7 protein-coding genes are annotated in these 12,254 nt (G+C 60.5%); all 7 read right to left on the bottom strand.

Translation table 11 applies throughout. The features are described from left to right. Positions 1 to 8: 8 nt before the first annotated feature. Complete coding sequence (locus M3089_RS00610; protein ID WP_205110713.1) at positions 9 to 434, bottom strand: HIT family protein; 426 nt, start codon at positions 432 to 434, stop codon at positions 9 to 11. Between the two features lie 140 nt (positions 435 to 574). After that, a complete protein-coding gene (locus M3089_RS00605; protein WP_249081206.1) occupies positions 575 to 1,204 on the bottom strand; it encodes a TetR/AcrR family transcriptional regulator in 630 nt (209 codons plus the stop codon). A 3-nt stretch (positions 1,205 to 1,207) separates the two neighbouring features. Beyond that, on the bottom strand, positions 1,208 to 5,404 hold the full coding sequence (locus M3089_RS00600) for an acyl-CoA dehydratase activase-related protein (RefSeq protein ID WP_249081204.1): 4,197 nt from the start codon (positions 5,402 to 5,404) through the stop codon (positions 1,208 to 1,210). A gap of 699 nt (positions 5,405 to 6,103) precedes the next feature. Beyond that, complete coding sequence (locus M3089_RS00595; RefSeq protein ID WP_249081201.1) at positions 6,104 to 6,820, bottom strand: DUF169 domain-containing protein; 717 nt, start codon at positions 6,818 to 6,820, stop codon at positions 6,104 to 6,106. Positions 6,821 to 7,063: 243 nt separating this feature from the next. Then, entirely contained in the window at positions 7,064 to 9,475 is a 2,412-nt protein-coding gene (locus M3089_RS00590) for a GumC family protein (protein WP_249081200.1), read from the bottom strand. A gap of 34 nt (positions 9,476 to 9,509) precedes the next feature. Beyond that, positions 9,510 to 10,214 carry a polysaccharide biosynthesis/export family protein gene (locus M3089_RS00585; protein ID WP_249081199.1) on the bottom strand — a complete coding sequence of 235 codons (705 nt, stop codon included), beginning with the start codon at positions 10,212 to 10,214 and terminating at the stop codon, positions 9,510 to 9,512. A gap of 183 nt (positions 10,215 to 10,397) precedes the next feature. Further along, the gene (locus M3089_RS00580) at positions 10,398 to 11,819 is read right to left on the bottom strand and encodes an undecaprenyl-phosphate glucose phosphotransferase (protein WP_249081198.1); all 1,422 of its coding nucleotides are present in this window, start codon (positions 11,817 to 11,819) and stop codon (positions 10,398 to 10,400) included. Positions 11,820 to 12,254 lie beyond the last annotated feature (435 nt).

Raw genomic sequence — 12,254 nt, 5'->3', positions numbered from 1 at the left:
GCCTGCGCTCAGAGTTCCTTGCGCAGGGCCTCAGCCATGCTCGCATACTCTGCCTCGGTGAGGTAGGTCTGCTGAGGGTTCATGCGGAACACACCCCCGAAGTCGGGGCCGCCCACATACTTGGGAACGAGGTGGAAGTGAAGGTGCTCGAGCGTGTCGGCGTATGCCCCGTAGTTTATCTTATCGGGGTTAAACACCTTCTGCATGGCCCGCGTAACGCGCACCACGTCGCTCATGAACGCATTGCGGTCATCGTCGCCGAGCAGGTTGATGTCGTCTACATGGTCTTTGTAAGCCACGAGGCAACGTCCGCGGTATGTCTGCTCCTTGAATATGAAAACACGCGAAACGCTCAGTTCCGCCACTTCAATCATAAGGTTGTGCAATGTCTCATTGCTCTGGCAATAGAGGCACTCCTTTGGGTCACTCTTCATAATAATATGGTTTAAATGGATTAGTTCCGTAATTCGTCACAAAAATACGAATAAAAAACGGAAGCGGCAAGCCTTTTGCCAACAAAAGTGGCGGGCCGGCGGCGCCGTGGCGGCAGCTGTCTGCAAGGCCCCGCAATAGCTCAGCCGCCGGCATCGAGCAGCCGCTCCATGGCGTCGACTATGTAAGGCTTCCACCCGGCGAGCAAGTCGGCAAACGTCTCGCCGTCGTCAAGCAGCACCGTACGGCACAGGTTGCCGGCCACAAACGGCATGGTGAGCATCGAGTAGAACGTCAGGAACAGGTAGCGCATGGGCACCTGCCTGAGCCGGCCGCTGTCCATCTCGCCCTGTAGCCCCTGCCTTACCGACTCGATATACTGCCCCAGCCTCAGCTCCATTATTGTTCGCACCACACCGTCGAAGTCGCGGTGCATCTCACGGACAATGAACATGGGCAGGCCCGGGTTGGCCCCGAACACATCGTAATACGCGTCGACCACGCTCGCCACCCGCTCTCCTATTGGGCGGTCGGGCTGCAGCACAATGTCTTTCACCCGCGGCACCAGCGTGCCCACTATGCCGCCGAACACAGCGTCGAACATGCGCTCCTTGGTGCGGAAATAATAATGCAGCGTGGGCCTGTTGATGCCGGCGCGCGAGGCAATGTCGCTCATGCTCGTGCCAACGAAGCCCCGCTCGATGAACAGTTGTCGGGCAGCGTCGACAATCCTTGCCTCAAGCCCCCCGGTGTGGTTCTTGTCTGTTGCCATAAGCTAAACACACTCTTTAAGGTTGTCGACGAAAAGCAGCAAGCGGTTTCTAACATTGACATCGCTAACGCCGCTGTCGAAGTCGAGCGACAGTATGCTGAGCCCTGGGTAGAGCCTCTTTATGCGCTTCTCGATGCCCTTCGACACGATGTGGTTGGCTATGCACCCAAACGGTTGCAGGCTCACCACGTGGGTGACGCCCTGCCTGGCCATCGACAGAATCTCGCCCGGCAGCAACCACCCCTCGCCAAACTGTGCGCAGAGCGAGACGACGCTCCCGGCCTCGGCCGCCTCGTCGAAGATGTCGGCGAAAGGCGTGAAATAGCGGAAACGGCTACCCGCGGCGTTGGCCCTGTCTATGCGGCGGCGCACCCACTTGTAAGCCCACCGCATGACGGCACGCGGAACGCGGCTCCGCTCCAGCGAGCTCTCGGCGTTGACCTTGCCGTTGACAAACGCCTGCATGAAGAAGTCGGTGAGCATGGGCGGCACTACCTCGATGCCCTGCTCCGTCAGCCAGTTGGTCATGTCTTTCTGGGCGAAGGGGTTGAACTTTAGGAATATCTCGCCGACCACGCCCACCCGCGGTGCCTGGCGGTCGGTCACAATGCCGTCGAAGGCCTCGGCCGCCTCGCCCAGCGCCGTCCACAGCGCGCCGGTGTCGTTGGCCTCGATGGCCCCGACGGCCCTTTCCATGTACAGGTCGCGCAGGCGTGCAGCCTGTCCCTTCTCGCGCTCCCTTACCACCGAGGCGTAATAAAACTTGGCCAGGCAGTCGCTGTATAGCAGCGAGGCCAGCACAATGCGCAGTATTCGCGCCCAGTTGACCCTGAAGCCGGGCTGGTCGTTGCTGATGCCCGAGCCCGAGGCGAGCGATATGACTGGCACTCCTGGATACCCGGCCTCGGTCAGGGCCCGCTTTATCAGCGAGATGTAGTTTGAGGCACGGCACTGCCCGCCGGTCTGCGTCATTATCACGGCCGTGTCGCGCGGGTCGTAGCGTCCCGACCTGAACGCCTTTACTATGTCGCCCACGATGAGCGTGGCCGGGTAGCAAATCTCGTTGTTGGCGTATTTCAGCCCGTACTCGGCCGACTGTGCGTCGCTCACCGGCAGGTTTTCCACGTCGTAGCCTGCCCGCCGCATCAGGGGCGGTATGAGTGGCGATATGAACGGTGTGAAGAACGGTGCTATAATCTTGCGCCGGCGGTCGGCCGTGCCAAACACCGGCGTGCCGGCAAACGCTGCCCCGGCCTCGGTCTTGCCGCCGCTCAGCGAGTATCTCATGCTGTCGATCACCGACCGAACGCGCAGCCTGATGGAGCCGAGGTTGCTCACATCGTCAATCTTGAGCAGGGTGAGCGCCTTGCCGTGCTGCCTCAGCAGGCTGCGAATCTCGTCGGTGACGAATGCGTCGGGGCCGCAACCAAACGAAGTCATCTGCATGAACTGAACGTTGGCCCCCTGCCGCCCGGCCCACTCGGCAGCCTTGAGTATGCGGTTGGTGTATGCCCACTGCGACACGAAGTTGACATCTTTCACCGTCGTGTCGGTACACCTCACTATGTCTTCAGTTATCACGTCGACGCCCATCGAGGCTATCATGTCCGACAGCTTGTGCTGTATGAGCGGGTCTGAATGGTACGGACGGCCGGCAAGCAGCACCACCAGGCGCTTGCCCCCGTTGTCAGAGAGCACGCTGCTGTTGTAGTCCATAAGCTCGCGGCCGTAGCGGTCGAACTCTGCCACAGCCTCGGCAAAGGCCTTGCGGGCCACGCCGCGCCCTATGCCGAGCGACGCGAGGTAGGCCGCACACTGCCTGCCGAGCAGCTTGCGGTCTTTGAACGTTATGGCCGGCGTGTCTATTGGCACGCTCCCGGCCTGTACGCTCTTCACCACCTCCGAGTAGCCCGACACCACGGGGCAGTTGAAACTGTTCTGTCCGCCCTCGAGCTTCTCGTAGACCACGAACGGCATGAATATGCGGTCGACGCCTTTCTTCACCAGGTTCTCTATGTGGCTGTGGGCCAGCTTGGCCGGAAAGCAGATGTTGTCGGACATGACCATGCGCGCGCACGACTCATAGCCGCCAAACGACGATGGGTCGGACAGCACCACCCGCAGGCCGCACCGCGAGAACAGAGTGTGCCAGAAGGGGTATTCCTCATACATGTTGAGGCACCGCGGTATGCCGATGGTGGGCGCAGTCGGAGCCACGCCGGCGCTGCGGCCGAACAGGGCCTCCAGCTTATGGGCGTAGGCGTTGACGCCCGGTGCCACCTTTGCGCCCTTGTTGGTGAATATGCGCTCGCAACGGTTGCCCGAGTAATAGCGGTTGCCGTTGCCGAAGGCATACGACACCACCATGCACCCGTTTTCGCAGCCGTGGCAACGGTGGCGGCCGGTGGTGCAGGCCGAGCTGGCCAGCATATCGCCCAAGGCCACACTGCGCCCGCGGTTGGCCCGGGCATAGAGGGCGCAGCCTATGGCGCCCATCAGCTCGGGGCGGTCGCTGCGGTAGACGTGGCGGCCGGTGAGCTTCTCGAACGCGCGCACCACGGCGTCGTTGCGCATGGTTCCGCCCTGCACCACAATGTGGCTGCCCAGCTCCTCGGGGCCCTTTAGCCTGAGCACCTTGTAGAGGCAGTTTTTCACCACCGAGTAGGCCAGCCCCGCAGCGATGTCGGCCACGGTGGCCCCCTCGCGCAAAGCCTGCTTCACCTTTGAGTTCATGAACACGGTGCAGCGCGTGCCAAGGTCGTAGGGGGCGGCAGAGCTGCAGGCCGCCGACGCAAAGTCGGTCACGGTATATCCCAGCGACTTGGCGAAGGTCTCGATGAACGAGCCGCAGCCCGACGAGCAGGCCTCGTTGATTTCCATCCTGTTTATCACGCCCCCGCTCACGAATATGGCTTTCATGTCCTGCCCGCCGATGTCGAGTATGAAGCTCACGTCGGCGGCAATATGGCGTGCAGCCATGTAGTGGGCCATGGTCTCGATGATGCCGTGGTCGAGCCTGAAAGCCGCCTTGAGCAGGTCTTCGCCGTAGCCCGTAGAGCAACTGCCGGCCACCACGGCCTCGGTGCCTGCCTCGCGGCACCTGCCGGCAAAGAGTTCCAGCCCCCTGCGCGCCGTGGCTATGGGGTCGCCGTCGTTGTTGTGGTAGTAGTCGAACACCAGCTCGCCGCGGTCGTTGAGCACCACTATCTTTGTGGTGGTCGACCCCGAGTCGATGCCCACCACCACCTCTTCCCTGCCTGCCGCCAGCGGTGCCCGGGCCATGCCGTGGGCACTCATGCGCCGCGACCACCCGTCGTGGTCGGCATCGCCGCTGAAGATAGGCTCCAGGCTACCCGAGGGCCGTCCCGACGAGACAAGGCGGCTGCCTACGAGGGCCGACAGCTCCGACAGGCTCGTGAACGACCGGGCCCCGGCCGACAGGGCCGCGCCGTAGGCCGGCATGAGGTGGCCGCCGTCGGGTATCACCACGTCGGATTCCGACAGGTTGAGATAATCTACAAACGCCTTGCGCAGGGCCGGCAGAAACGTCAGCGGACCGCCGCAGAAGAGCACCGGGGGCTTGATGTCGCAACCGTGGGCCAGGGTGACCACCACCTGCACGGCCACGGCATGGAACACCGAGGCGGCAATGTCGGCCTTGGGCACATTCTTTGATATGAGGTTCTGTATGTCGGTCTTGCTGAACACACCGCAGCGCGAGGCTATGGTGTAAACGTTTGACGCCTTGTCGGCCAGCGCGCTCAGGTCGGCCGTGCCTACGCCGAGCAGTATTGCCATCTGGTCGATGAATGCCCCGGTGCCGCCGGCGCAGTTGCTGTTCATGCGGAGGTCTGACGCCCGCCCGCCGTCGAGGAACACTATCTTGGCGTCCTCGCCGCCGATGTCGATCATCGAACGCACGCCGGCATGGCCCTGCCCGACGGCCCGGGTGGCCGCCACCACCTCTTGGACAAACGGCAGCGAGCAGCGCTCTGACACGCCCATGCCCACCGAACCGGTGATGCACACCGAGGCCTGCACGTCGCCAAAACGGGCGTGAAGCTCGTCAATGAAGCCAAGCAGCACCTCGCGGGCCTTGGCGTTGTGGCGCTTGTAATCGGAATAAAGGCGTTGGCCGCCGTCGCCAAGTACAACAATCTTGGCCGTAGTCGAACCTATGTCGATGCCTACTCGTATCATCTTTAAATAGCTTGTTTCCATGTCTGACACAATTGTCAGACACAAAAGTAAGTAAAAAAGTGCAAACGGACTTGACGCCTGCCCTCCTTTAAACATTGATTAAATGCTTTTAACAGAGAAAAAGAACAATAAGCAAGCCAAACGGTGGACTTTTCAGGAGTTAAGGAGTTAGGAAGTAAAGGAGTTAAGACAATGTTTTTTTGTGTGTGTTTAGGAGACAGGAGGCGGGAGACAGGAGTACAGACAATAGTTTTGGAAGCTCTTTTAATTTTTAATCTTTGTTCAGAGTTAAGACAATAGTTTTGGGAGCACGGGAACCCTGGGGGCATGTGGAAAGTGTTGCAGGAAGAGATAGTCAATGCCATTGTCCTCTAACTCCTTGTAACTCCTTCTACCTCCCTCTAACTCCATCATGCACAAAGGCTATTGTCTGTACTCCTGCACTCCTGCACTCCTGTACTCCTGAATTCCTAAAAAGCCCCCTATGTTTATCAGTGGCCCAAACAAGCCAGCCAAAACAAACATCAAAACGGCCTTTTCCACACTGCCGCCGGGGCCGTTTCGAGTGCCAAAACGGGTGGCACGGCAATGCGCAACAGGCTGTTTTCCAACATGTTGACCAACAAGACAACAGCAGGTTTGGCCAAGCTCCGACCGAGGCAGGCCCACGCCAGCGGAGCCTGCATGTGGTGCCGGGCGCTACGGTCGCAACGACCGCTCACGCAGGCGCGACCATGCGGGCGCATCCCACAGGCAGCACTCGCGCAGCGTGCCGGCCATCTCGGCAAGGCGGTGCATGGGTATGGCAAAGCCGAGTTCGCCGGGGGCCACGTATGGGCGGGCCGAAATGTCGACCATGCCTATGAACGTACGGCGCCCGCGACGTTCGTTCTCGCCCACAATGTTGGTTATCAGCGAACTGCATCCGGAGCCAAACAGGCAGGCCACGGCGTCGGGCGAGTTGTTGTCGAAAAAGGCCCATGCGCACAATCCCGACAGCGCATCGGGCTCGGCCAGGAAAAACACTCCGTCGATGCCGTCGAAAGAGCCGATGCGGTCGATGCGCGCCATGTTGAGGCATGGCTGCTCCGCCGGCCTGATGCCGAGCGAATCGATATACTCGTCGACCATGGCCGGCGTCTGCTTGTAGCGCTCGCGCTCCGACACAAAGCGGGCCACGCCCGGGTTGCGCGGCGCAAAGCCGCAATACAGCCGCCCGCCGCCGCAATGAAGGTTTGACAGCGTGAACGACACGGCGCCGCCAGCCTCAACGTCGGGCAGCGCCGCAAAAAGGCAGTGAGGCACGGCAGCCATACTGCCCGCGGCCTCGGCCGACCGCCACACGGCCACCGGCGGCTTCAGGCTGCTGCCGAAGGCATGGCGCAAGTCGGCCATAAACTCAGTAGGGTTTGTCATATCAAAACGATGTAATCACAGCTCAACGCCGGCGACGCTGTCAGCACGGCCGGGGTGAAGAGGGCATGTCTCGCATGCACCGCAGGGGTGATGCAATGCAGCCTGCAGCGACCCAACCGCCCGGCGGGCCCGCGCCCCAGGCCAGCCACGCCGCACAAGCCGCGCCACCCCAACCGGCAAAGAGACTGGCCAGCCCCGGCAACCCGTCGGCAACCGGCGGCGGCAAGGCCCGCAGGCCCAAAATCACAAATGCCGCCCGGCATAGACATAGCCCGTGTCGGTGCCGAAGGCCTCTTCGGTGCATGCCACGTCGTTGATGACGAGCGTCATGTTGCGCAGGCGGGCCGAGAGATACAGTTTCTCGACATCGGGCAACACAGAGCGGTCGGTCATGCCGGCACGCAGCACGAAGACGGTGTTGTCGACATTGCGGGCAATGATGGCCGTGTCGGCAACGACGTTGACGGGCGGGCAGTCGATGAGCACGTAGTCGTAACGCCGCCGCATTTCATCGACAAACGGCTCCAGGCGGCCCGACGACAGCAGTTCGGTGGGGTTGTCGGGCAGGGTGCCCACGGGCATGATGTCGAGCCCGGGGCACTTGGCATAGGGGCAAACCAGCTCGGCGGCATCGGCATACGTTCCGGCCAGGTAGCCGGCCAGGCCCTTGTTGGGGTTGCCTACGAAGCCCGACAGCGACCCCTTGCGCATGTCGCCGTCGATGGCCAGCACACGCTTTCCGCCCAATGCCAGCACAGCGGCAAGGTTGGCCGTGGCAAAGGTCTTGCCCGTGCCGGAGGCAGCCGACGTAAACATGGTCACGCTGCCCGCAGTCTCCGACGCCGCCATAAACTCAAAGTTGGTGCGCATTATGCGGAATGCCTCGTTGGCAGAGTTGCGGCTGCCGGCCTCGACCACTATGCGGCACTCGCCTCCCACGGCCTGCCTGATGCCGAACGACGCCTTGAGCTGCGAAACGTTGCGGCTGCCTCCGCCAATGCGCGGCAGTTCGCCCAGCATGGGCGCCGTCACGCTGCCCTCAACGTCGCGGCGGCCCCTTATGGTGGTGTTGCTCACCTCGAGCAAGTATATCACGGCCGTGGGCAGTGCAAGCCCGGCCACGAGGCCTATGAGCATGATGACAGAGCCCTTGGGGCTGATGGGGGCGTTGCTGCCCGTGGGCGACTTTATCACCTGGGTGTTGTCGGCGTTGAAGGCCCGCGCCAGCTCGTTCTCCTCGCGCTTCTGCAGCAGGAAGAGGTAGAGAGCCTCTTTCACCTTCTGCTGGCGCTCGACGGAGAGCAGGAACTTGGCCTGCGTCGGGTTGGCCGAGATGTTGGTATTGGTCTTCTGCTCGTCGTTTTGCAGGTGACTAATCCTTGTCGACAGCGACATCATCATGTTGTCCATCGAATAGATGATGGCCCGGCGTATCTGCGCGAGCTGCTTGTCCATGTCGTGCACGAGCGGGTTTTGCCTGCCGCTGTTGGCAATCATCTGGTTGCGCTCAAGCTGTATGGCGTTGTAGTTCTTTATCTGCTCGTCTATCTTGTCGTTCTCGAGGCCGAGGTCAACGGGTATGAGCTGGTTGGTGTTGGCCTTGTCGGCAATGTAGTCGCGTATGTACCTTGCCACCGACAGCCTCGTGTTGAGGTCGAGCAGCGTGGCCGAGTTCTTGTCGGCCCGCTCCATCGACAGCGTGTAAGCCATCTCCACGTCGGGCACAAGGTTCTTGCTCTTGTAGTTGGCAATGTCGGTGTCCACGTTGCCGAGCTCGCGCTCGATGATTGCCAGTCGTTCGTCGATGAAGCGCGACGTGCTGTTCGACACCCGGCTGCGGTTCTTCACCCACACCTCGTTGTATGTGTCGACAACGGCGCTAAGTATGTCTTCGGCGCGCTTGGTCGACAGGTCGGTGTACGACAGGTTGAGTATGGTCGACTTCTTGTCGCCTATGGCCACCGAGAGGCCGCCCAGGAAACGCCCCGTGGCCGAGTTTAGGTCGCTCTTGCGCACGTCGATGCGCTTGCCCTTGCCACCGGCCTTGGCGTAGTAATCGGTGGGCGCTATGGTCAGTATGCCCAGCGGCGTGTGCACAGTCTGGCCCACGCGGCACTGCAGCGGCTCCGAGTCGACCGCCTTGCCGTTTTTGGCGAAGCCGGCCATCTCTACGTTTCCGTCGCCCAGCAGCTTGAGCGTCATCGACGCAGTCTCGTCTTCGTCGATGTCGCGGAACTTCACCGTCACCGGCAGCGTCTTGCCGTAGAGCGTGGCGTCGTAGAACGTCCCGGGCGACGTGTACGACACGTCGATGCCGAGAGTGGCCACCACCTCGCGCATCACGTCGGGCGACTGGATGGCCGCAATCACGTTGTTCACGTTGGCTTTGTCGGAAAAGGAGAATCCCATGTCGGTGAAGTCGGCCAGCATCTTGCCCAGTGCCGACGACTCCTGGCGGCCGTCGAGCACCATTATCGACGCATCGCGCTTATACATTGGCGGCGTGGTCTTGACATAGAACGCAGCTATTGCCAATGCCACGACCACCGTGACCACGTACCACCGCCACCGGCGGAGGCACAATATGAGCAGGTTGCGCATGCCAAACTGCGCCCCGCCATCTTCCATCTGATTGTTTCTTGATAGTTCGTCCATTATTCGTAGATTGTTTAAAACGACGGGCGCCGGCCTACTTGCCGCGGCGCGCACGCAGCGGCTCGATGTATACTATGTCGGTCTGGCGCAGGTAGTATGCCGGCGACGAATAGACACTGGCCCCCGAGCGCAGGTCGATGCGGTAGGCCCGGCGCACGTTGCCCTCGCGGCGCATCACGAGCACGTTGCTGCGGTCGCCGTTGGTGGTAAGGTCGCCGGCCATGCTTATGGCGTCGATGACGGTAAACCAATCGCGCTCTATAGGATACCGGCCGGGGTTGCGCACCTCGCCGAGCACGGCCACGAACAGGTTGCTGAACTCAACGTTGACCACGGCGTCGGTGAGCAACTGCCGGCTGACGAGCTGCGCCTTGATGTACTTGGCCACAGAGTCGCGCGAGAGGCCGCCCACGTGCAGCAGCCCCATCACCGGGAAGTCGATGTTGCCATCGCTGTCGACGGTGTACATCAGGGCGTTGCGGCGCTCGGCGCGCTCTCCGCCGCCCGAGTCGGGGGCAGCGGCCACATCGGTAAGGTTGAAAAGGTCGGCCAGTTTCTGGTCCTTGCTGCTCACCACTACGGTTATCTTGTCGCCCGGGCGCAGGCAAATCTCTTGCTGCCCGCCGACAGCCACAACGCTCTCGGGCTGCATGTCGCTGAAGTAAGTCAGCCTGCCGGTAGTGGCGCAGGAAGCCATAAGCAGGGGTATGGCAATAGAGAATACACTTAGCTTCATCATGTAACAATCAAAGTTAAAGTATAAGATGCAAGTGCCCGTCACACCCAATAAGTACGGGCACGCCTGATTTTCGCCTGCAAAAGTAATAAATTCCGCATATATGGCCAAAGGCGTTCACTCTTTTTAACCACCATGCCCAAAGGCGCGCCGCCACGGCCGATGGCCCGTGGCGGACGGCGGATGTCAGTATGCGTTCTTGTCGTGTACGAACACCTGGATGGCCGTGCGCAGTATGATGCGTATGTCGAGCCAAACGCTCCAGTTCTCGATATACCAGATGTCGCGTTTCACGCGCCCTTCCATCTGCCACAGCTCACGCGTCTCGCCCCTGAAGCCCGTCACCTGGGCCCACCCGGTGATGCCCGGCTTCACAAAGTGGCGCACCATGTACTTGTCGATGAGCGGGCGGTATACCTCGGTATGGTAGAGCATGTGAGGGCGCGGGCCCACTATGCTCATGTCGCCGCGCAGCACGTTGAAGAACTGCGGCAGCTCGTCGATGTTGGCCTTGCGCATGAAGTTGCCAAAGGCAAACTTGCGCGGGTCGTGCTCGGTGCACTGAATGCGGTCGGCGTCTTTGTTGACGTGCATCGAGCGGAACTTGTAGCAATAGAACTGCTTGCCGTTCATGCCCGTGCGGGCCTGCCTGAAGAACACCGGGCCGGGGCTCTGCAGCTTTATGCACAGGGCTATGAACGGCATGAACGGAGCCAGGCACAGCAGCACGGCCAGCGACACTGCAATGTCGAACGAACGCTTTATGAACCTGTTGGCTGGCACCATGAGCGGGTCGTCGCAGTTGGTGAACACCGTCATCCCGCCCACGTTCTCGGGCTTGAGCATGTGGCCGAAGTTGCGCGAGATGGCTGGTATGTAGTAGAAATGCACCACGTTGTTGTCGCAATAGCGCATGATGCGGCGTATGCGGTCGGTGTCGGTCACGGGCAGGCAGCAATACAGCTCGTCGGCGGCGTGCTCGCCGTCGCGCAACTCGAGCTTGACGTCGAGGTCGGCCAGCGTGCCGCGGTGGCGCAATCCCGGCGGGCAGTCCTGCATGGGGGCATCGGCGTAGTAGCCCGACACGCGGTAGCCCGTCGACGGGTCGCCCACAAGAAACTCGTAGATGGGCAGAATAGACAAGTCGGCACCCACGAACACCACACGCCGGATGTTGCCGCCCGTGCGGCGGTAGCGCTTTACAAACCAGCGCTCGGCATAGCGGGTGACCAGTATGCCGGCGTAAAGCATGAGCGTGAAATATGCCGTGAACGAGAAGGCTGGCGAGGCCATGCCGGTGAGATAAGCCACCACCTCCGACGCCACAAGGGTGGTGGCGCCCTGCAGCAGCACGAGATAGGTTGTCTGCCTGAGCACCTGCTCGGCCGTGGAGCGGTGCTCATGGATCACGGTGGAATAGAAATACTGGGCCACAACCATGCCGATGTTGGCAACAAAGAGCGGCCTGAACACGCTCACGCTATGCGACAGCTGAGCGCCCTGCCGGTCGTATTGAAACCAAAGGCAAAACAATATGTTGAGCACAATGAAGTCTGTCAGTATGACTATGTCGCGTATAATATTGTTGGCCTTAGAATCTTGCCGCATGATTTACCTCCAAATTTAATGTACGTATAAACATCACTTGATACAAATGAGAATCGATAGCGGCTGCAAATATATTAAGAAATCGTGACAATAAAGCAACTAATACGAAAAATCAACCGTAAAACGCATACATTTAGGCCAGAATGGACGGCAAGAGGGCACGTTTCGGGAGCCCAAACGGCACATATCGCATTGCAATCCGGCCCGTATCGCAACACACTGTGAACCAAGGTGATACACGCGCGACAACTACGGCGGCGCTGAAAGCCGCCTTGGGGCCGCCGGCAGAGCCCGCACGGGGCCCGAAACCGTGGATTATCAATTAATTGGACTGTGCCGGCAAAAAAAAGCACAAGCCCGTGCAGAATATGAATTTATTTAGTATCTTTGCATTCACATTTAGAATTTAGGACAACAAAAGATTACTTTACAAGC

It is taken from the genome of Marseilla massiliensis, from assembly GCF_023336985.1.
In the GTDB taxonomy this organism is placed as follows: Bacteria; Bacteroidota; Bacteroidia; order Bacteroidales; family Bacteroidaceae; genus Prevotella; species Prevotella intestinigallinarum.
The sequence above is the reverse complement of the archived record's forward strand: the minus strand, read 5'-3'. Positions and strand labels throughout refer to the sequence as shown.

What these genes read in the sequence shown, in the direction of transcription:
- M3089_RS00610 (WP_205110713.1), bottom strand. Translation starts at nt 434, where the DNA reads ATGAAGAGTGACCCAAAGGAGTGCCTCTATTGCCAGAGCAATGAGACA.
- M3089_RS00605 (WP_249081206.1), bottom strand. Translation starts at nt 1,204, where the DNA reads ATGGCAACAGACAAGAACCACACCGGGGGGCTTGAGGCAAGGATTGTC.
- M3089_RS00600 (WP_249081204.1), bottom strand. Translation starts at nt 5,404, where the DNA reads ATGATACGAGTAGGCATCGACATAGGTTCGACTACGGCCAAGATTGTT.
- M3089_RS00595 (WP_249081201.1), bottom strand. Translation starts at nt 6,820, where the DNA reads ATGACAAACCCTACTGAGTTTATGGCCGACTTGCGCCATGCCTTCGGC.
- M3089_RS00590 (WP_249081200.1), bottom strand. Translation starts at nt 9,475, where the DNA reads ATGGACGAACTATCAAGAAACAATCAGATGGAAGATGGCGGGGCGCAG.
- M3089_RS00585 (WP_249081199.1), bottom strand. Translation starts at nt 10,214, where the DNA reads ATGATGAAGCTAAGTGTATTCTCTATTGCCATACCCCTGCTTATGGCT.
- M3089_RS00580 (WP_249081198.1), bottom strand. Translation starts at nt 11,819, where the DNA reads ATGCGGCAAGATTCTAAGGCCAACAATATTATACGCGACATAGTCATA.